Source organism: Aquabacterium humicola, from assembly GCF_030167915.1.
GTDB classification, from domain to species: Bacteria; Pseudomonadota; Gammaproteobacteria; order Burkholderiales; family Burkholderiaceae_C; genus Pseudaquabacterium; species Pseudaquabacterium humicola.
This window is the reverse complement of the sequence record NZ_JARGNB010000001.1, coordinates 739,159-760,201: the sequence shown is the minus strand read 5'-3', so window position 1 is coordinate 760,201 and position 21,043 is coordinate 739,159. Positions and strand designations below refer to the sequence as shown.

Annotated in this window: 15 protein-coding genes; 11 read left to right on the top strand and 4 right to left on the bottom strand. The window is 72.1% G+C overall.

Annotated features, from left to right (window positions below; all coding sequences use genetic code 11):
* Nucleotides 1–7 precede the first annotated feature (7 nt).
* Nucleotides 8–1,438, top strand: a complete 1,431-nt coding sequence (locus P1K89_RS03480) for a hypothetical protein (protein WP_284614963.1) — start codon at nt 8–10, stop codon at nt 1,436–1,438.
* Nucleotides 1,439–1,706: 268 nt separating this feature from the next.
* Entirely contained in the window at nt 1,707–2,843 is a 1,137-nt protein-coding gene (locus P1K89_RS03475; protein ID WP_284614962.1) for an ABC transporter substrate-binding protein, read from the top strand.
* A gap of 24 nt (nt 2,844–2,867) precedes the next feature.
* Here the strand turns inward: P1K89_RS03475 and P1K89_RS03470 are convergent, their stop codons facing one another.
* Nucleotides 2,868–4,685 carry a sigma-54-dependent Fis family transcriptional regulator gene (locus P1K89_RS03470; RefSeq protein WP_284614961.1) on the bottom strand — a complete coding sequence of 606 codons (1,818 nt, stop codon included), beginning with the start codon at nt 4,683–4,685 and terminating at the stop codon, nt 2,868–2,870.
* A gap of 251 nt (nt 4,686–4,936) precedes the next feature.
* Between P1K89_RS03470 and P1K89_RS03465 the strand changes: the two genes are divergently transcribed.
* The 8 genes from P1K89_RS03465 (at nt 4,937) to P1K89_RS03430 (ending at nt 16,256) form a co-directional block, all read left to right on the top strand.
* Nucleotides 4,937–6,415, top strand: coding sequence for a benzaldehyde dehydrogenase (locus P1K89_RS03465; protein WP_439897966.1), 1,479 nt, complete (start codon nt 4,937–4,939; stop codon nt 6,413–6,415).
* Between the two features lie 123 nt (nt 6,416–6,538).
* Nucleotides 6,539–7,306 carry a coniferyl-alcohol dehydrogenase gene (locus P1K89_RS03460; protein ID WP_284614959.1) on the top strand — a complete coding sequence of 256 codons (768 nt, stop codon included), beginning with the start codon at nt 6,539–6,541 and terminating at the stop codon, nt 7,304–7,306.
* A gap of 73 nt (nt 7,307–7,379) precedes the next feature.
* The gene (locus P1K89_RS03455) at nt 7,380–9,134 is read left to right on the top strand and encodes a DUF1302 domain-containing protein (RefSeq protein WP_284614958.1); all 1,755 of its coding nucleotides are present in this window, start codon (nt 7,380–7,382) and stop codon (nt 9,132–9,134) included.
* Between the two features lie 33 nt (nt 9,135–9,167).
* Complete coding sequence (locus P1K89_RS03450; protein ID WP_439897950.1) at nt 9,168–10,526, top strand: DUF1329 domain-containing protein; 1,359 nt, start codon at nt 9,168–9,170, stop codon at nt 10,524–10,526.
* Complete coding sequence (locus P1K89_RS03445; protein WP_284614957.1) at nt 10,523–11,611, top strand: WD40/YVTN/BNR-like repeat-containing protein; 1,089 nt, start codon at nt 10,523–10,525, stop codon at nt 11,609–11,611. Before P1K89_RS03450 ends, P1K89_RS03445 begins: the two co-directional genes overlap by 4 nt.
* A gap of 37 nt (nt 11,612–11,648) precedes the next feature.
* Complete coding sequence (locus P1K89_RS03440; RefSeq protein WP_284614956.1) at nt 11,649–14,117, top strand: efflux RND transporter permease subunit; 2,469 nt, start codon at nt 11,649–11,651, stop codon at nt 14,115–14,117.
* The gene (locus P1K89_RS03435) at nt 14,114–15,082 is read left to right on the top strand and encodes an alpha/beta hydrolase (protein ID WP_284614955.1); all 969 of its coding nucleotides are present in this window, start codon (nt 14,114–14,116) and stop codon (nt 15,080–15,082) included. Before P1K89_RS03440 ends, P1K89_RS03435 begins: the two co-directional genes overlap by 4 nt.
* A 13-nt stretch (nt 15,083–15,095) precedes the next feature.
* Nucleotides 15,096–16,256: an ABC transporter substrate-binding protein gene (locus tag P1K89_RS03430; RefSeq protein WP_284614954.1), complete on the top strand. Its 1,161-nt coding sequence runs from the start codon at nt 15,096–15,098 to the stop codon at nt 16,254–16,256.
* A gap of 33 nt (nt 16,257–16,289) precedes the next feature.
* Here the strand turns inward: P1K89_RS03430 and P1K89_RS03425 are convergent, their stop codons facing one another.
* The 3 genes from P1K89_RS03425 to P1K89_RS03415 form a co-directional block, all read right to left on the bottom strand.
* Nucleotides 16,290–17,393 carry a M14 family metallopeptidase gene (locus tag P1K89_RS03425; protein ID WP_284614953.1) on the bottom strand — a complete coding sequence of 368 codons (1,104 nt, stop codon included), beginning with the start codon at nt 17,391–17,393 and terminating at the stop codon, nt 16,290–16,292.
* 100 nt (nt 17,394–17,493) lie between these two features.
* The gene (locus P1K89_RS03420) at nt 17,494–18,528 is read right to left on the bottom strand and encodes an FAD:protein FMN transferase (RefSeq protein WP_284614952.1); all 1,035 of its coding nucleotides are present in this window, start codon (nt 18,526–18,528) and stop codon (nt 17,494–17,496) included.
* Between the two features lie 7 nt (nt 18,529–18,535).
* A complete protein-coding gene (locus P1K89_RS03415; RefSeq protein ID WP_284614951.1) occupies nt 18,536–18,934 on the bottom strand; it encodes a c-type cytochrome in 399 nt (132 codons plus the stop codon).
* A 154-nt stretch (nt 18,935–19,088) separates the two neighbouring features.
* Between P1K89_RS03415 and nosZ the strand changes: the two genes are divergently transcribed.
* Nucleotides 19,089–20,999, top strand: a complete 1,911-nt coding sequence (gene nosZ / locus P1K89_RS03410; RefSeq protein WP_284614950.1) for a TAT-dependent nitrous-oxide reductase — start codon at nt 19,089–19,091, stop codon at nt 20,997–20,999.
* The last annotated feature ends 44 nt before the right edge of the window (nt 21,000–21,043 follow it).

Sequence of the window (21,043 nt, the reverse complement as noted above, 5' to 3'; positions counted from 1 at the left end):
TGCGGCCATGAATCACACCGCCGAAGCGACCGACCCGACCCCCTCGGCCACCGTGGTGGCCCTGCGCCACGGCGCCGCCGAGAACGCGGCCGGCTGGGGCGCGCAGAGGCGCCGCGCGACCGCCGTGCTGGCCGGGCTCGATCCGATGATCGAAGCGCAGGCCGGCCACCGCGCTGCGCTGGCCGCGCTCGCCGCCCGGCTCGGGGCGCTGGGTGTCACGGCGCAGGCCTTCGCGTGCCGGCTGGAACTGCAGCAGTGGCTGGCCCAGGGCGCGGACAGCGCCGCCACCGATGCGACGCACGCCGCGGCCGAGGCCGCCCGCAGCAGCCATGCCGCGGCGCAGGCGGCCGAAGCGCTGAACCGCACCGTGCAGGGCGCGTTCATGCTGCTGCAGGCCGACGACTTCGGGTCGGCACTGGCGCGCGACGCGAAGCTCGCCGCGCAGGCCAGCCAGCAGGCCGCCGTCGCGCTGGCCGAGCTGGAACGCAGCGCCGGCGCCACCGCGGCGGCGGCGGCCTCGCCGCGCGGCCACACGGCGGCAGAGGCCGTGCGCCTGGCGCAGCCCGAGACCCGCCGGCTGGCCGAGACCCTGGAGACAGCCAGCCAGCTGGCCACCGAACGTTGTGCCGCCAGCCAGGCCGAGCTGGCCCGGCTGTGCCACCAGCGCAACGAGCAGGCCGTGCTGCAGCATCGCGCCGAGGCCGAGCACGCCGGCTGGCAGGGGCTGTTGGGTGCGCTGCCCGGGCCGGCCGCCGCCTCGCCCGATGTCGGGCCGACCGCCGCGGCAGTCGCGCAGGCGGCCGAAGAAGAGGCCCGCGCCCTTCACATGCAGGCCCAGGCGGCCAGCGAGGCGGCGCAGGCGCAGCAGGCCGAAGCGCAGCAACTGCAGCGGGCGCTGCAGGCGGCGCTGCTGGCCGGCCGCGCGCTGGCACCGGCGGCGCAGGCCGCCCGGCAGGCCGCGAAGCAGGCCGAGCCCTGGGCCAAAGGCTTGCCGATGCGCTGCGCCGCCGTGCTGGCGCTGGGTTGCGATGCCGAGCCCGCGCTGCAGGCGGTGGGCCACGCCCTTCAGGCGCTAGGCGCGACGCGCCATCGCGCGCTGGCGCACGGGGCGGCACTGCCAAAGGCGCTGGAGGCGGCGCTGGCCCAGGCGGCCGACGACCACGCGGCCGCGACAGCCGCCCTGGCCGCAGCGCTGCCCGCGCTGGCCGCGGCCCACCACGGCGCCGGCCGTGCGGCGAGCGCCGCGGCGACGCTGGTGGCCGAAAGCGATGCGGAAGGCGACGCCGGCCCCGCGGCGCAGGCGGAACTGCTGGCGCAACTGGCCGCGCTGGTACAGGCGCAGGACCAGGCGGTGCAGCAGTGCGAGCGGGCCGTGGAGGATGCGGTCAGTGCGGCAGCGCAAGCGCAGGCCGCCGTGTTGCGCGCGCCAGGCGGCTGAGGCCGACGTCAGCGCACGGCCCGAAGCATCGAGCGTCAGCGACGCGAACGAGTTCACGGCGCTGCCCGGTCGCCTCCGGGTTTGTCACGACCTCTCCCGTCGATATCGTTAATCAGAATAACAATATGAACGCGTGATCGCGTGCAGCTTGCAGTGCGTAGGCAGGGTGCAACGGTCATTGAACAAGTTCATCGACTGAGTCAAATCGTTCGCCCCCGCCACTGGCTTCCCAGGGGCTGCCGCGGCGTTCGTCGAACGGGAGAAGACCATGCCCACCACCCGACGCGCCGTGCTCGCGGCCCTGCCGCTGCTGTTGGCCACTGCACGCACACGGTCCGCCGGCGTCACCGGCGACACGCTTCACCTGGGCGCCTCGCTGGTGCTGAGCGGCCCGCTCGGCACGCAGACGGCGGCCTATGCGGCCGGCTCCCGGCTGTGCTTCGAGGCCGCGAATGCACGCGGCGGCGTGCACGATCGCCGCATCCGCTACACGACGCTGGACGATGGCTTCGACGTGCAGCGCGCGGTGCAGAACACGCGGCGGCTGATCGAGCAGGAGCAGGTCTTCCTGATCCACAACTGCACCGGCACCGCGCACACCGCGGCCATCCTGCCGCTGGCCCGCGCCGCCGGCGTCATCGTGTTCGGCCCGGTCACCGGGGCCACCAGCCTGCGCCAGGGGCACGAGCGCATGCTGTTCCACGTCCGCGCGGGTTACGCCGACGAGGCGGCGCGCATCGTGCGGCAGCTGCGCGAGCTGGGCACCACCGCGGTGGCGCTGTTCGCGCAGGACGATGCCTTCGGCCAGGCGCTGCTCGTCGAGGTGAAGAAGGCGGCCGACGCGGCAGGGCTGCGCCTGGCGGCCGAAGTGCGCGTGGACCCGAAGCAACCCGAGCTCGATGCCGCGGCGCGGGCCGTGGCGGTCGCCGCGCCGCAGGCGGTGGTGATGTGCACGGCCGGCGGCACCTTCACCGGACTGGTCAAGGCCTTGCAGGCCACCGCCGTGCGGCCGACCGTCTACGGCTTCTCGGTCGCTTCGGCCGACCAGCTCGTGCGCGAGTTGGGCGCGGCCGCACGCGGCATCGTGCTGGCGCAGATCATGCCGTCGCTGGCGAACCGGTCGAACCCGGCGGTCAACGAGTTCCTGGCGCTGCACGAGGCGCAGGCCGTCGGCACGCCGCCGTCGGCCTCGATGTTCGAAGGCTACATGCACGCGCGCGTGCTGCTGGAGGGCCTGCGCCGGGCCGGCCGCGCGCTGGACACCGACCGCCTCGTCGCCGCATTCGAATCGGCCGGCGAGATCACCTTCGGCAAGTTCGCGCTGCACTACACGCCGCAATCGCACCGCGGCTCGGCCTACGTCGAGCTGGCCATCATCGGCAGCGACGGCCGGCTGCGCTATTGATCGCGCGCCGGTGCAGGCCGGCCCTCAGCGTTGCGCCGGCGGCGCCCGGTTCTCCAGCCGATAGGCCAGCTGCGCGCGCGTCAGCCCGAGGCGCCGTGCGGCGGCGGACAGGTTGCCGCCGGCGGCTTCCACCGCCTCGCGCAGCAGCCGGTCTTCCAGGGCCGTGAGCTCCAGCGTCTCGGCGCCCAGCGCCTGCTGCAGGTGCTGCAGCAGGTTGCTCACGCCGGCGGTGTCGGGGCTGGGCATCAGCGCGCCGCCGGCGCCGATGGCCAGCAGCGTCTCGTCCGACAGCTGCTCGCGGCGGAACAGGTGGCGCACGTCGATCGGCGCGCCGTCGTCGGCGGAGATCACGCCGCGTTCGATCAGGTTCTGCAGCTCGCGGATGTTGCCCGGGAAGGCGTAGTGCAGCAGCGCGCGCACCGCGCGCGGCGTGAAGCCGCTGGGCGAGCGGCCGTGGCGGGCCGACTCGCGGCGCAGGAAGTGGTTCATCAGCAGCGGGATGTCGTCGCGCCGCTCGCGCAGCGGCGGCAGGTGCATCGGGTAGACGTTGAGCCGGAAGAACAGGTCCTCGCGGAAGCGACCGGCGTGCACCTCGGCCTGCAGGTCGACGTTGGTGGCGGCGACCACGCGTACATCGACGGTCAGCGTGCGGGTGCCGCCGATGCGCTCGATCTCGCCTTCCTGCAGCGCGCGCAGCAGCTTGCCCTGGCTGACAGGGCTCAACGTGGCGATCTCGTCGAGGAAGAGCGTGCCGCCGTCGGCGCGCTCGAAACGGCCGGGTCGCGAGTTGCTGGCGCCGGTGAAGGCGCCGCGCTCGACGCCGAAGAGCTCGGCCTCGATCAGCGTGTCGGGGATGGCGGCGCAGTTCACCGCGACGAAGGGCCGCTCGGCGCGGCGGCTGATGCGGTGCAGGCGCCGCGCGAAGGCTTCCTTGCCGACGCCGGACTCGCCGGTGAACAGCACCGTGGCCTGGGTGCGCGCGACGCGGTCGAGCTGGTGGCAGGCGGCGTTGAAGGCCGACGAGGCGCCGACGATCTCGTGCCGGTCGGCCGGGGCATCGGCCGGCTGTGCACTCGCGGCCGCCGCCGCCACCATCCGCGCCGGCGCCGGCGCGGGTTCGGCGGCCAGGTCCTCGGCCAGGCTGCGGAAGTCGCGCGCCTGCAGGTAGCGCATGTCCTCGCTGACGTCGCCCCACGCCGCCGCGTGGCGGCCGATCACGCGGCAACTGGACGCGCCCATCGCGCGGCATTCGACCTCGCGGAAGATCACCAGCTGGCCGAACAGCGTGGTCACGTAGCCGCAGGCATAACCCACCTGGCTCCAGCAGGCCGCGTCGGTGCCGATGCCATAGGCCGCGATGTGCTCGTCATCCTCGCTGGAGTGCTCCCACAGGAACTCGCCCTCGTAGAAGCCGCGGTCGATGTCGAAGTCGAAGGCCAGCGGCGTGACCTTCACCATGCCTTCCAGCGCATGCAGCCGCGTGCCGGCCATGAAGACCGCGGCCGCGTCACCCTGCGGCCAGCGCTCGCGCACCAGCGTGGCATCGCGCGCGCCGCTGACGTAGCCGGCACGCGTCAGCAGCCCGCGCGCACGTTCCAGGCCCAGCGCATCGACCAGCTCGCGGCGCAGGTGGCCCATCGCCGAGCTGTGCCACAGCAGCATGCGCTGGTCGTTGAGCCAGATGCGGCCGTCGCCGGGCGAGAAGAACAGCGACTCGGTCAGGTCCGACAGCGTCGGCGGCAGGCCGGCCGCGGGATCGAAGTGCGCGCTGTCACCACGCCGCAGCATGGCGCCGGTCCGGCGGGCCACCTCGGCCAGCGAGATGCGTTGCGGTTTGGCCATATTTGTTCAATTCATGAAATGCTCGCCGCGAGTTTGCCCAGGATTTTCTGATTTCCGCAACTGAAAAAGCTTCAGTGGCTTCATGTTGCGGTGCAACGTCGGCATCCGGGAATGTCCTGATCCGGACCCCGTGCCGCCCTCGGGGCGGAACCGTCCGTAGCGCCGTGCTGCAGCGCCGCAACCGGCCGCCGGCACGGCCCGCGGCATGCGCGTTGCGATGGTGAAGGTCGATGGCGCCCGCCATTCATCCGATGGAGACCCGCGACGTGACAAGCACGACCTTCCTGAATCCCGCGCTCTGGCGCGAACATCTCTTCAGCACCGGCTGGCGCGCGGCGAGCCTGTCCGCCGACGTGATCGAACCGGCCACCGGCGAGCCGCTGGTGCGCACCGGCGTCGCGGTGCCGGCCGACGTGGCCACGGCCACGGCCGCCGCGGCCGCGGCGCAGCCGGCCTGGGCCGCGATGGCGCCGCGCGAGCGCGCCGCGGTGTTCCACCGCGCCGCGGCGCTGCTGCAGCAGCACTTCGACGAGCTGGCGCTCTTCGTCACCCGCGAATCGGGCGCCATCCTGCCCAAGGGCCAGCACGAGGTCCGCGAGGCCGTCGCCTTCTGCCAGCTGGCCGCCGGCATGCCGATGCAGGCGCAGGGCGAGCTGCTGCCGTCCACCCCCGGCCGGCTCAGCATCGCGCGGCGCGTGCCGCACGGCGTGGTCGGCGTGATCTCGCCCTTCAACTTCCCGCTGATCCTGACGCTGCGCGTCGTCGCCCCGGCGCTGGCTGCGGGCAATGCGGTGGTGGTGAAGCCCGATGCGCGCACGCCCGTCTCGGGCGGCTTCCTGATCGCGCAGCTGTTCGAGGCCGCCGGCCTGCCCGCCGGCGTGCTGCACGTGCTGCCCGGCGGGGCCGAGGTCGGCGAGGCGCTGGTCGGCGATGCCCACGTGCAGATGGTGTCGTTCACCGGTTCGGCCGCGGTGGGCCGGCGCGTCGGCGAGCTGGCGGCACGGCACCTGAAGAAGACCTCGCTCGAGCTGGGCGGCAGCAATGCGCTGGTGATCCTGGACGACGCCGACCTGGACCTGGCCGCCAGCAACGCCGCCTGGGGCGCCTGGCTGCACCAGGGCCAGATCTGCATGGCGACCAACCGCGTGCTGGTGCACGAATCGATCGCCGACGTGCTCACCGAACGCCTGGTCGCCAAGGCCACGCACCTACCGGTGGGCAACGGCGCGACGCAGCCCGTCGCGCTGGGGCCGCTGATCGACGCACGCTCGCGCGACCGCGTGCATGCCGTGGTGCAGGACAGCGTGCAGGCGGGCGCGCGGCTGCTCGCCGGCGGCAGCTACGACGGCCTCTTCTACAAGCCCACCGTGCTGTCCGGCGTGAAGCCGGGCATGCGCTGCCACGACGAGGAAGTCTTCGGCCCTGTGCTGAACATCGCCACCTTCGCCACCGACGACGAGGCCGTCGCGCTGGCCAACGACCACCACGGCGGCCTGGCGGCGGCGGTGATCTCACGATCGGTCGGCCGCGCGCTGGCGGTGGCCCGGCAACTGAAGGCCGGCATGGTGCACGTGAACGACCAGACGGTGAACGACGATGCCGTCAACCCCTTCGGCGGCCCCGGCGTCGCCGGCAACGGCAGCTCGCACGGCGGCCGCGGCGACTGGGAGCAGTTCACCACCTGGCAGTGGCTGACGGTGAAGGACGCACCGCCCGCCTTCCCCTTCTGACGGCCACCCCCGAAGCGCCTTCGGCGCTTCCCCCTCGAGGGGGCGGCCGCCAGCGGCCCGGCAGAGCCGGTTCCGCGGCGGCTGCCTGGAAAGGCCCGCGTTTTCGATCGACTGGAGACATTCATGGACTTCCAAGGCAAGACCATCGTCATCACCGGCGCCAGCTCCGGCATCGGCGCCGAGACCGCGCGCCTCATGCGCCTGGCCGGCGCCCGCGTGATCGGCATGGACCGCAACGAGCCGATGCTGACGCTGGACGGCTTCGTCAAGGCCGACCTGTCCGAGCAGGCGGCCATCGATGCCGCGGTGAAGCAGCTGCCCGAGCGCGTCGATGCGCTGTGCAACATCGCCGGCGTGCCCGGCACCGCGCCGGCCGACCTGGTCGCCCGGGTGAACTACCTGGGCCTGCGCCACCTGTGCCAGCGCATGCTGGAGCGGCTGCCCGCCGGCGGCAGCATCGTCAACATCTCGTCCATCCTCGGCGCCGAGTGGCCGCAGCGGCTGGACCTGCACAAGGCGCTGGCCGAAACGCCGCATTTCGAGGCCGGCCTCGCCTGGCTCGCGAAGCATCCGGTGGCGCAGGCCAGCTGCTACCAGTACTTCAAGGAAGCGCTGATCGTCTGGAGCGTCACGCAGTCGCAGACCTGGTTCCTGGAGCGCGGCGTGCGCATGAACTGCGTGGCGCCCGGCCCCGTGTTCACGCCGATCCTCGGCGACTTCGTGCAGATGCTGGGCGACGAACGCGTGCAGAAGGACGCCCACCGCATGAAGCGCCCGGCCTACGCCGACGAGGTGGCGCCGGTGGTGGCCTTCCTGTGCTCGGACGCGGCGCGCTGGGTCAGCGGCATCAACCTGCCGGTCGACGGCGGGCTGGCCTCGACCTACGTCTGACCCGACTGCGACAGCAGGGCCGCGCCCCCGAGGGCGCGTGACCCATCGATACCAAGACCGACCGGAGACAAGCATGACCTTCCGCCGCCACGCGCTGGCGGTGGCTGCAGCGCTCGCGCTGCCTGCCACGCTCGCGCCCCCCGCCGCCCACGGCTTCGAGATCCCCACGCCCGACCCGGAGCTGAAGGTCCGCCTGGACCTGACGCCGAAGTTCAGCACAGGCTACCGCCTGAAAGACGCGTCACCGGCGCTGACCAAGCTCGACGTCGCCGCCGACCCCGGCATCGCCAACGAGGACGACGGCGACCACAACTTCGCCAAGGGCCTGATCTCGCGCCGCTTCGACCTGCTGGGCGAATTCGACGTGTCGGCGCGCCACTGGGGCGCACGGCTGTCCGGCACGGCCTGGCACGACGGCCTCTACCTCGGCCGCAGCGACTACCGCGGCACGCCGCTGCTAGCCGGCGGGCAGCCGCTCGGGCCGGTGGTGTCCACGTCGAACAACTTCCCCGGCCAGGCCGCGGACGAATTCCTGCCCGATACGCGCCGCCAGCACGGCCGCGGCAGCGAGGTGCTGGACGCCTTCGCCTACCTCAAGGGCGAGATCGGCGGCATGAAGGGCACGCTGCGCGTGGGCAAGCACACGCTGCAGTGGGGCGAGAGCCTGTTCTTCGGCCAGAACGGCATCGCCAACGCCCAGGGGCCGGTGGACGTCGCGAAGATCGTCTCGGTGCCGGGCTGGCAGTTCAAGGAAGTGCTGCTGCCGGTGGAGCAGGTGTCGGGCTCGCTGCAACTGGCGCCGGGGCTGTCGATGGGGGCGTACTACCAGCTCCGGTGGCGGCCGAGCAAGATCCCCGGCGTCGGCAGCTACTTCTCGAACCAGGACTATGTCGGCACCGGCACGGTGGGCTTCGGCAACGCGCCGGACGGCTCGCCGATCGCCCTGAGCTACGACAAGGGCAAGGACTTCCGGCCCAGGGACAGCGGGCAGGGCGGCGTGCAGCTGCGCTTCAGCCCCGTCGGCGGCGACTACGAGTTCGGCGTCTACGCCGCCCGCTACCACGACAAGACGCCGGCGGTGCCGGTGTTCGACTTCGTCAACGGCAACGTGCACCTGGCCTATGCCAGCAACATCCGCACCGTCGGCGCCAGCGCCACGGCGTCGGTGGGGCAGCTGAACTGGGCGGTCGAGGCCTCGGTGCGCGACAACGCGCCGCTGACCAGCGACCCCGCGGTGCTGGGCCTGGGTCCCATCCTGGCCTGCGACACCAGCAGCGCCACGCCCTGCTACGCGGTCGGCCGCACCGGTCACCTGCAGGCCTCGGGCATCTACGTGCTGCAGCCGAACGCGCTGTGGCAGGGCGGGGCGGTGGTGGGCGAACTGGCCTACAACCGGCGCCTGAAGATCACCCGCGACATCTTCGCGATCGGCCCCGGCGGCAGCAGCGTCGGCCTGGGCGGCCTGGACCCGAACACGACCAAGGGCGCCTGGGCCTTCCGGATGCTCTTCGAGCCGCAGTACTTCCAGGTGCTGCCGGGGCTGGACGTGTCGGTGCCCATCGGCCTGGGGTGGAACTTCGGCGGACGCTCGTCGGCGATCTTCAACTTCGCCGGCGGCGCGTCGGACGCGGGCGACTACAGCGTCGGCGTGAAGGGCCGGTACCAGAACGAGTGGAACCTCGCGCTGGCCTACACGGGCTACTTCGGCGACGAGAAGACCTTCACCGGCAACTTCACGCCCGGCACCGGCGCGCCGCGCCAGCTGAGCTTCGCGCAGTCGCTGCGCGACCGCGCCCACCTCTCGTTCAGCGTCTCGCGCACGTTCTGACGGCCACCCCGTTCACGAGTTAGGAGTCTTTCGATGCGATTCATGTTCACGGCCGCCGCCAGCGCGGCCACCCTGGCCCTGTGGGCCGCCGGCGCCGCGGCGGCGGTGACGGCCGACGAAGCCGCCCGCCTCAAGACCACGCTGACCCCGCTGGGCGCCGAACGCGCCGGCAACAAGGACGGCAGCATCCCCGCGTGGGAGGGCGGCCTGACGAAGGCGCCGGCCGGCTACAAGGCCGGCGACCCGCGGCCGGACCCTTTCGCCGCCGACAAGCCGGTGCTCACGATCACCGCGAAGAACCTGGATGCGCATGCCGCGCGCCTGAGCGACGGCGTCAAGGCCCTGCTGAAGAAGCACCCCGATTTCCGGCTCGAGGTCTACCCCACGCGGCGCAGCGCCGCGGCGCCGCAGGCCGTCTACGACAACACCCTGCGCAATGCCACGAAGGCGAAAGCGGTGGACGGCGGCCATGGCGTGGAGGGCGCGATCGGCGGCATCCCGTTCCCGATCCCCAAGGACGGCCACGAGGTCATCCTGAACCACCGCCTCGCGTGGACCGGCACCACGGTGCAGGCGCCGGTGCGCGTGTGGGTGATGACCGCCGACGGCAAGCGCGCGATGGCCTCCGGCGGCACGCAGACCTTCCGCCGTCCCTACTACGACGCCGACGCGTCCGCCGACAAGTTCGACGGCTACTACCAGCTCGGCAAGTTCGTCGTCAGCGAACCCGGCTCGAAAGCCGGCGAGGCCATCCTGGCGCACGACGGCCTGACCAGCGCGCAGCCGCGTGGCCTGTGGCAGTACCTGGTCGGCCAGCGCCGCGTGCGCAAGGCGCCTTCGGTGGCCTACGACACGCCGGACTCGGTGACCTCCGGCATCGGCCTGTTCGACGAGGCCTTCATGCTCTTCGGCCCGCTCGACAAGCACGACCTGAAGCTGGTGGGCAAGCGCGAGCTCTACATCCCCTACAACAACAACCGCGCCGCCGCCGCGAAGGTGGTCGACCTCGTCACACCGAACACGCTGAACCCGGCGCTGGTGCGCTGGGAGCTGCACCGGGTGTGGGAAGTGGAGGCGACGCTTGCCGCCGGCAAGCGCCACGTGGTGCCCAAGCGCAAGTACTACATCGACGAGGACAGCTGGCAGATCGTGCTGCTCGACGGCTGGGATGCCAAGGGCGAGCTCTGGCGCACCAACTTCACGCTGACGCTGCTGGCGCCGGACATCCCGGCGGTGGTGGGCAACATGCTGTGGGGCGGCTACGACCTGCAGACCGGCGCCTACTACCTGAACATGGCCTCGAACGAGCTGCCGGTGCAGTACAAGCCGCTGCCGCCGCTGCCGCGCAGCTTCTTCAGCCCCGAGGAACTGGCCAACGAGGGCGCGCGGTGATCGCACGCCGCCAGCTGCTGGTGCTCGCGGCGCTGCCGGCAGCGGGCCACGCGGCCCCTGCCGCCGCCACGACCGCCGCCGCCACGACCGCCACCACGGCCGCGGCACCGGCCGCCGCCGAGGGGCCGGCGGTGCTGCGCACGCCCGCGCTGATCACGCCGCGTGCCGCCGGTGCCGCGATGCTGGCGGTGGCGCGTGCCGGCCGCCGCCTGGTGGCGGCGGGCGAACGCGGCATCGTGCGCCTCAGCGACGACGACGGCGCCGGCTGGTCCCAGGCGCGCGTGCCGGTGCAGGTCAGCCTGACCGCGCTGCACTTCGCCGATGCGCGGCGGGGCTGGGCCACCGGGCACCTGGGCACGATCCTGCGCACGGGCGATGGCGGCGCGAACTGGACGCTGCAATTGCACGGTATCGACGCGGCCCGGCGCCTGCTGGCGGCCGCCGCGGACGAGCCGGCCCGGCAGCGCGCGCAGCGCCTGGTCGACGAAGGGCCGGACAAGGCCTTCTTCGACCTCGACCTGGCCGGCCCGCGCGGCCTGGCGGTCGGCGCCTACGGCCTGGCCGCCGAGACGCGGGACGAGGGCGCCAGCTGGCAGCCGGTGCCGCCCGCGCGGCTGCCCAACCCGAAGGGCCTGCACCTCTACGCCGCGCGCTGGCTGGGCCGGCAGCTCTTCGTCGCCGGCGAGCAGGGCCTGCTGCTGCGCTCCGACGACGGCGGCGGCAGCTTCGAGCCGCTGGCCTCGCCCTACAAGGGCAGCTTCTTCGGCCTGCTGGCCATGCGCGCGGGCAGCCTGATCGCCTTCGGCCTGCGCGGCCACGCCTTCCGCTCGACCGACGCCGGCGCCAGCTGGGAGAAGCTGGAGACCGGCGTGCCCGCGAGCCTGGGCGCCGGCGTGCAGCGCGCCGACGGCCGCCTGCTGCTGCTGGCGCAGAACGGCGACCTGCTGGCCAGCCGCGACGATGGCCGCCATTTCGAACGCCTGTCCGCCGCCCGGCCGCTGCCGGCGGCCGCGCTGGCCGCCTGCGACGACGGCCACGTCGTCGTCGCCGGGCTGCGCGGCCTGCAGCGCGTGAAGACGTCCTGAGCGACGCCGCCGCCGGCATCCCACCACGGAGTCCCGCTTGAAACACGACATCGCCGACGATGCCCAGCCGGTCGTCGCCCGCCTGGCCGACTTCGACCCCCGCTCGGGCTCGGCGCTCGAACGCGCCTTCTTCAACCACCGGCCGCTGGTGCTGCTGGCCTGCCTGCTGGCGACGCTGCTGCTGGGCTGGCAGGCGCTGGGGCTGAAGCTCAACGCGAGCTTCGAGAAGACGATCCCGACCGCGCATCCCTATATCGCGAACTACCTGGCCAACCGGGCCAACCTCGGCGGGCAGGGCAATGCGCTGCGCATCGCGGTGGCCGTCGACCAGGGCGACATCTTCACGAAGGACTACCTCGAGACGCTGCGGCAGCTCAACGACGAGGTCTTCCTGCTGCCCGGCGTCGACCGGCCGTTCATGAAGTCGCTGTGGACCAGCAATACGCGCTGGATCGCGGTGACCGAGGACGGCCTCGACGGCAACACCGTGATCGGCGACCGCTACGACGATTCGCCCGAGGCGCTGGCCGAGGTGCGCGCCAACGTCGAGCGCTCGGGCGAGATCGGCCAGATCGTCGCGGCTGACTTCCAGTCCAGCATCGTCTTCGTGCCGCTGCTGGACAAGGACCCGCGCAGCGGTGCCGCGCTGGACTACGGCGAGCTGTCGCGCCGCATCGAGGCGCTGCGCACGAAGTACCAGTCCGCGCACCTGCAGATCCATGTCACCGGCTTCGCCAAGGTGGCCGGCGACCTGATCGACGGCCTGCGGCAGATGGTGGGCTTCTTCGCGCTGGCGCTGGCCATCACCAGCGGCGTGCTCTATGCCTACACCCGCTGCGCACGCTCGACGCTGCTGGTGGTGGCCTGCTCGCTGGTCGCGGTGGTCTGGCAGTTCGGGCTGCTGAAGCTGCTGGGCCACGAGCTCGACCCCTACTCGGTGCTGGTGCCCTTCCTCGTCTTCGCCATCGGCATGAGCCATGGCGCGCAGAAGATGAACGGCATCCTGCAGGACGTGGGCCGGGGCACGCACCGCGTGGTGGCGGCGCGCTACACCTTCCGGCGCCTGTTCGTCGCCGGGCTGACCGCGCTGCTGTGCGACGCCGTGGGCTTCGCGGTGCTGGCGCTGATCCCGATCCGCGTGATCCAGGACCTTGCGGTGATCGCCAGCATCGGCGTCGCGGTGCTGATCTTCACCAACCTCGTGCTGCTGCCGGTGCTGCTGTCCTGGCTGGGCGTGAGCCCGGCGGCCGCGCAGCGCAGCCTGCGGCTCGAATCGCGCGAGTCGTCCCGGCGCGGCCTCTGGGCGGCCATCGCGCGCTTCACCGAAACCGGGCCGGCCCGCGCGGCCATCGCCGCCGGCGTGGTGCTGGCGGTGGCCGGCTACGGCGCCAGCCTGCAACTGCGCATCGGCGACCTCGATGCCGGTGCGCCCGAGCTGCGGCCCGACTCCCGCTACAACCGCGACAACGCTTACATCGCCGCGCACTACGCGGCCAGCGCCGACATCCTGACGGTGATGGTCGCGACGCCCGAGGACCAGTGCACGCGCTACGCCGTGCTGTCGCGGGTCGACGCGCTGGCGTGGCGCCTGCAGCAGCTGCCGGGCGTCGAAGCCACGCAGTCGATGGCGGCGCTGTCGAAATGGGCCTCGGTGGGCTACAACGAAGGCCAGCCGAAGTGGTACGAGCTGGTGCCCAACGACGCGGCGCTCGGCGGCGTGCAGACGCGGGCCCCGCGCGAGCTCTTCAACCAGGGCTGCTCCTTCCTGTCGCTGCTGGTCTACCTGCAGGACCACAAGGCCGAGACGCTGTCGCGCGTGGTCGGCGAGGTGGAGGCCTTCATCGCCGAGCACGAGCGCACGCCCGGCGCGGCCGCGCAGTCGCGCTTCCTGCTCGCCGCCGGTTCGGCCGGCATCGATGCGGCCACCAACATCGTCGTCGCGAAGGCGATGCGCGAGATGCTGCTGTGGGTCTACGGCGCGGTGCTGCTGCTGTGCTGGCTCACCTTCCGCTCCTGGCGCGCGGTGCTGGTGGCGGTGCTGCCGCTCGTCCTGACCTCGATCCTGTGCGAAGCGCTGATGGTGATCCTGGGCATGGGCGTCAAGGTGGCCACGCTGCCGGTGATCGCGCTGGGTGTCGGCATCGGCGTCGACTATGCGCTGTACGTGCTCAGCGTGATGCTGGTGCGGCTGCGCGCCGGCGCCAGCCTGGCCGAGGCCTATGCGCAGGCGCTGCGCTTCACGGGCCGGGTGGTGATGCTCACCGGCATCACGCTCGCTTTGGCCGTTGGCACCTGGGCCTTCAGCCCCATCAAGTTCCAGGCCGACATGGGCGTGCTGCTGGCCTTCATGTTCCTCTGGAACATGGTCGGCGCGCTGGTGCTGCTGCCGGCGCTGGCGCGCTGGCTGCTGCGGCCGGCGGCCGGACCGCACGCCGAGGACACCGGCCAAGCGCGAAGCCGCCTGGCGACACCGACCGAGCAACCCCTGATGGAGACCCCCCGATGACTGCACGACTGCCCGACCCGCTGCCGATGACGAGCGAGATCGACCCGCCGCTGGCCGGCTTCCTGGCCCAGGCCGCGTCGCAGCCGCCGCTGGAAAGCCTGCCGGTGGACGTGGTCCGGCAGGTCTACCGCGATCTGAGCGGCGCGCTCGGCCTGCCGCCGCCGCCGGTGAAGATGGTGCGGGACCTCGCGGCCGAGGGGCCGGGTGGCACGCTGCCGCTGCGCCTTTACTACCCGGCCAATGACGCGGCCGCGCCGCTGCCGGTGCTGGTCTACCTGCACGGCGGCGGCTGGGTCATCGGCGACCTCGAGACGCATGATGCGGTCTGCCGCCGCCTGTGCCACGACGCCGGCATGCTGGTGGTGGCGGTCGACTACCGCCTTGCGCCCGAGCACCCGTTTCCCGCGGCGCCGGCCGATGCCGAAGCGGCGCTGCGCTGGGTGGCCGCGCACGCCGCCGAGCTGGGCGCCGATCCGGCCCGGCTGGTGGTGGCCGGCGACAGCGCCGGCGCGCAGCTGGCCGCGGTGGCAGCGATGCGGGTGGCGGGCGAGGTGCCGCTGCGCGGTCTGGGCCTGCTCTATCCGCCGGCGCTGCACCACCAGGAATCGATGCCCTCACGCGTCGAGAACGGCGAGGGCAAGTTCCTGACGGCCGCGGTGATGACCTGGTTCATGGACGCCTACCTCGGCACCGACGCGTCCCTGGTGCGCCACCCGGAAGTCGCGCTGCTGCACGCCGACCGCCTGAACGCGCTGCCGCCGACCTGGATCGCCACGCTGGGCCACGACCCGTTGCGCGACGAAGGCCTCTTGCTGGCGCAGGCGGCCGCCGCCAGCGGCGTGGCAGTCACCCACGTGCACGAGCCCTCGGGCGTGCATGCGTGCATCCACTTCACCGCGCTGTCGCCGGTCGGCGGGCGGCTGATGAACGGCCTGGCGCAGTGGTTGCGGCAGATCGCCCACTGAGAAAGGAGCATCCATGTCCATCCGTTCAACACTCTGCCGCCGCGCGTGCGCGGTGCTGCTGGCGATGCTCGGCGCCTCGGCCGCGCGGGCCGACATCACCATCGGCGTCTCGCTGTCGCTGACCGGTCCCTTGTCCTCGCTGGGCATTCCGGTGAAGAGCTCGCTGGCGCTGTGGCCCGAGCGCATCGCGGGCGAGAAGCTGAACCTCGTCGTGCTCGACGACGCCTCGGACACGACGCAGGCGGTCAGCAACGCGCGGCGCTTCATCGTCGACAGCCAGGCCGACCTGATGATCGGCTCCTCCGGCGTGCCGGCGGTGCTGGCGCTGGCGCCGCTGGCGGCCGAGGCGAAGACCGTGCAGCTGGCGCTGGCCCCGGTGCCGCGGCCGGGCGGGGCCGGCGACTGGACCTTCAACCTGCCGCAGCCCATCACGCTGATGGCCGACGTGCTCGCCCGCCGCATGGCGGCCGACAAGGTCCGGCGCGTGGCCTTCCTCGGCTGGAACGAGGCCTACGGCGAAGCCTGGGCGCAGATCTTCAAGGGCTCGGCGCAGAAGGCGGGGCTGGAGATCGTCGCCAGCGAGCGCTTCGCGCCGCCGGACACCGGCATCACCGCGCAGGCGCTGAAGGTGCTGGCCGCGAAACCCGACGCCGTGCTGATCGTCGCCGCCGGCACGGGTGCGGCGATGCCGCACATCGCGCTGCGCGAGCGCGGCTACACCGGGCCGATCTACCAGACGCACGGCGCCGGATCGCCCGACCTGGTGCGCGTGGCCGGCCGCAGGATGGACGGCGCGATCCTGCCCGCCGGCCCGATGCTGGTGGCCGAGCAGCTGCCCGATACGCATCCGGTGAAGAAGGTGGCGCTGGCCTATGTGCAGCCCTATGAGCAGAAGCACGGCCCGATGACGCGCACGCAGTTCGGTGGCCATGCGCACGATGCGCTGCAGATCCTGCAGCGCATCGTGCCGGTGGCGCTGAAGGCGGCCAGGCCCGGCACGGCGGCGTTCCGCCAGGCCCTGCGTGACGCGCTGGAGAACGAGCGCGAGATCGTGCTGTCGCACGGCGTCGTCAACTACACGCGTGCCGACCACGTCGGCTTCGACGAACGCGGCGTCGTGATGCTGACCATCGACCAGGGGCGCTTCCGCCTGGCCGACCCGCCGCGGCCCTGAAGGCGCGCGGCCGGCCGGTCTTCGCCGCGGGCTTCAGGCCCGCGCCAGCCCCGCCAGCGCCTGCCGGTAGACCTGCTCGGAGCGGAACAGCACCATCTCCTTCCAGTCGTCGTGCGGCGGGAAGAAGTGGTCGCGCGTGGCCTGGCGGATCGCCGCCGCCTCGGGGCCGCGCGGGTCGCCGTGGCGCCACAGCCAGGCATCGTCGCGCAGCACGCGGGCGCCGCGCGGCGGTGGGTAGGTGCCGAACTCCAGCGCGACGAAGGCGATGTCAGCATGCGCCAGCGCGCGCTCGTAGCCGAACTCGGTGAGGCCGGTCTTCTCCTGCGAGCTCGACGTGCCCAGCAGCGGCTCGGTGACGCTGTCGCCCCACCAGTCGCGCGCGCGCCGCACGCGCTCGCCGCCCGGCGCGTGGTTGCAGATCGGCTCGCCATACCCGTACGGCCCGAGCCCGGTATGCATGTCGACGATGGCGATGGTCTGCCTGCGGCCGCCGGTGCGCGGCGACAGGTGCTGCCGAAGAATGGCCTCGCTGGTGCGGCGCGCCCAGGTGGGACCGGTGCCGCCGAAGAAGAGGCCGTCGGGGTGCGTGTACTGGCCGGTCGAGCGGGCGACGCGCTCGGCATGTTCGCCGTGCTGCGCGCGGTAGGCCGCGATCGCGGCATCGCAGCGCGCGAGCGTGGCCTCGTCGAGCGAGGCCGGCGTGTAGTGCGCGTGCAGTTCGGTGTAGCCGGGGTTGTCCGGCAGCGGCTGCGTGAAGTCGATCCAGTTGCGGTTGAGGTCGACGTTCTCCTCGGTCACGCGCCGTTGCCAGGCGAAGCCGTGGGCATTGATGCCGTGGATCAGCAGCACGCCGGTGTCGGGTGGCAGGGCCTGCGACAGCGGGCCGCGCAGGAAAGCGATCTGCGGCCCCGACCCGGCGAAGGCCTCCACGCCATGCGTGCCGGAGATGATGACCAGCGCGCGGCTCGCGTTCTCGGGGCCCAGCCACGCGCTGTCGGCGAAGAGGGCCTCGCCATGCGGTCCTGTCAGCGGGTGCGGCCAGTGGGTGAGCACCGCGCGCCGCTTCGTCGCGGCGGCCAGGAATTCATCGCGTGCTTCGACGTGGTCGAGCGAGAAGGCGGAGAGGTCGAGGTTCATCCGGCCATTGTGGGGGCTGGCGTGGGGGCAGGCGTGCGGGCCGCCGGCGAGAGTCGCCTGGCGGGCGGCGCGGACGCGGCCGCAGGCCGCCCGGATCGCCTCAGGCCGACGTGCGCCGCCGCATGCCGGCACTCAGCCACAACGTGCCGTCGCGGCCGCCGATGAGCGCGTCGATGCCGCGCCCGCGCAGCCACTCGCGGCCTTCGTCGGGCCCCATCACCATCGTCGCGGTGCCGATGCCGTTGACCGCGTCGAGCGATTCGGCCACCAGCGTGACGCCGTGCGGCCCTGTCGCCGGGTAACCGGTGTGCGGGTCCAGCACGTGGTGATAGATCCGGCCGTCGCGTTCGAAGCAGCGCTCGTAGTCGCCGGAGGACGCGACGATGCCGTTGCTGATCTGAACGGTACCCGCCAGGCGCTGCGGCGCGCGCGGATCGCGGATGCCGATGCGCCACGGCCGTGCGCCGGGCGCGGTGATGCCCAGCACGTCGCCACCGCCGTCGACCAGCGCGCTGTCGATGCCGTGCCGCTGCAGCGTGCGCAGGCCGGCGTGCAGGATCGGCAGCTTGGCGATGCCGCCCAGGTCGAGCCGCATGCCGCGGCGCGTCAGCAGCGCGGTGCCGGCATGGTCGTCGAGCACCAGCTGCCGCCAGTCGACGCCGCCGAGACCGCGGGCGATCTGCTGCGGCGTCGGCATCGCCGGTGCGGCGGGGTCGAAATGCCAGCGGCCGACCGAGCCGACCGTGGCATCGAAGGCGCCGTGGCTCTGCCGGGCCACCGATTGCGCGGCCTGCAGCACCTGCATCAGCTCGCGCGGCACGGCGACCGGCTGCAGGCCGGCGGCCAGGTTGATCGCGCCGACCACGCTGGTCGGCTGGTAGTGGCTCATCATCGCGACGAGCCGCGCCATCTCGGCGTAGGCCGCCTCGATCGCCGGCGCCAGCAGCCCCGGGTCGCCGACCGCGGCGATGCCCACGCGCGTGCCCATCAGCGGCCGCTGCACGCGCAGCGGGGCCGCCGCGGTGCGCGACGGTTCACCACGCAGCGGCAGCGCCCAGCCGGCGAGCAGCGCGGTGCCGCCGGCGAGCAGGCGGCGGCGGGTCGCCGGTAGGCCGGCGTACACAGGACGCGTCATTCGGACATTACTTGGACAGGCCGACCATGTAGTCGACGGCTGCCTTCACGTCGTTGTCGGGCAGCGCCGAACCGCCCTTCGGCGGCATCGCGCCCTTGGCGCCGGTGAAGCCTTCGATAGCGTGCTTGTAGAGCGTGTCGTTGCCCTGCGCGATGCGCGGGGCCCACTCGGCCTTGTCGCCGGGCTTGGGCGCACCGGCGACGCCGGCGGCATGGCACAGCGCGCAGGCCTTGCCGAACGCGGACTTGCCGGCTTCGTTGACGGCCACGGGGGCGGCCGGCGCGGGCGCTGCGGCGGGGGCGGGGGTGGCGGCGGGCGCCGGCGCGGCGGCCGGTGCTTCGGACTTGCCGCACGCGGCCAGCAACAGGGTGCAGAGCGCGACGGCAAGGCTGAGTTGTCGGGTCATGAAGGGCCTCTTGATCAAAGTGAACGCATTGTCCCGGCATAACCCGCACGCGCTATTTGAGGAATCTCAAATACATCTTTAAGTCGCGCCACGATGATGCGTGCCATCGGCGGCAACCATGCATTTCGCCCGATATCAAACCAACGAGGACAACATGACCCCCAGCGACAACAAGGCGGCATCGCGCCGTCGATTCCTCGGCACCACCGCCGCCGCCGGCCTGGCCGGGGCGGGCCTGGTCGCCTGCTCCGACAAGCCCGCCACCGCGACCGTCAAGCCGGCGTCCGCGCCGGCCCTCGGCAACCCTGGCGAGCATGTCGCCGGCGTGCACCTGAAGCCGGGCGAACTGGACACCTACTACGGCCTGTGGAGCGGCGGACACTCCGGCGACCTGCGCGTGCTGGGCCTGCCCTCGGGCCGCGAGATCACCCGCATTCCCGTGTTCGTGCCCGATGCGCTCGTGGGCTGGGGCATCACGAACGAGTCCAAGAAGATCATGGGCACCAAGGCCGACGGCAGCCTGCGCTACACGGTGGCCGATACCCACCACGTGCACGCGTCGTACAAGGACGGCAACTACGACGGCCGCTACGCCTGGATCAACGACAAGATCAACAGCCGCATCGCCCGCGTGCGGCTCGACACCTTCACGTGCGACAAGATCACCGAGCTGCCCAACGTGCAGGGCTTCCACGGCATCTTCCCGGACAAGCGCGACCCGGTCGATCCGGCGATCAACCACACCACGCGTGTGTTCTGCGGCGCCGAGTTCTCGATCCCGCTGCCCAATGCCGGCACCGAGGATGCGACCAAGTACCGCTCGATGTTCACCTGCGTCGACGCCGAGACGATGGAAGTGCGCTGGCAGGCACTGATCGACGGCAACTGCGACCTCACCGCCACCTCGTACGACGGCAAGCTCGCGGCGACCAACCAGTACAACGTCGAGATGGGCGCGAAGTACGAGGACATGATGTCCGCCGAGCGCGACGCGTGCCTGTTCTTCAACGTCGCCCGCATCGAGGCCGCGGTGAAGGCCGGCAAGTTCAAGACGTTCGGCGACAGCAAGGTGCCGGTGGTCGACGGCACGCGCGAGGCGAACAAGGACGCCAAGACGGCGCTGACGGCCTATGTGAGCGTGCCCAAGAACCCGCACGGCGTGAATGCGTCGCCCGACGGCAAGTACTTCATCTGCGCCGGCAAGCTGTCGCCCACCGCGACGGTGATCGACCTGGCCAAGGTGCTCGACTACTTCGACGGCAAGCTCGAGAAGCCCGACCAGACGATCGTCGCCGAGGTCGAGCTGGGCCTGGGCCCGCTGCACACCGCCTTCGACGGCCGCGGCAATGCCTACACCACGCTGTTCCTGGACAGCCAGGTCGTGAAGTGGAACGTCGACGCGGCGATCAAGTTCCATGGCGGCGACAAGAGCGCGAAGTACGTCGTCGACCGCATCGACGTGCACTACCAGCCGGGCCACCTGAACGCCTCGCAGTCGGAGACCAAGGCCGCCGACGGCAAGTGGCTGGCGGTGGGCTGCAAGTTCTCGAAGGACCGCTACCTGCCGGTCGGCCCGCTGCACCCGGAGAACGAGCAGCTGATCGACATCTCCGGCGACAAGATGGTGCTGATGGCCGACCACCCGGTGCGCGGCGAGCCGCACGACTTCATCATCTTCAAGCGCGAGCTGCTGAAGCCGAAGCAGGTCTATGCGATCGACGATTCGCCGATCGCGGTGAAGGACGTGAAGGAGTCGGGCGTGACGCGCGAGGGCCGCAAGGTCACGGTGCGCATGGCCTCGGTGGCGCCGGCCTTCAGCCTGCGCGAGTTCAAGGTCAGGAAGGGCGACGAGGTCACGCTGATCCTCACCAACCTCGACAAGGTCGAGGACCTGACGCACGGCTTCGCGATCCCGAAGTACAACGTCAACTTCATCGTCAATCCGCAGGAGACGAAGTCGGTGACCTTCGTCGCCGACAAGCCGGGCGTCTACTGGGCCTACTGCACGCACTTCTGCCACGCGCTGCACCTGGAGATGCGCTCGCGCATGATCGTCGAGGCCTGACGAACCGACCCACCCCCGGAGCGGCCTGGCGGCCGCCTCCCCCT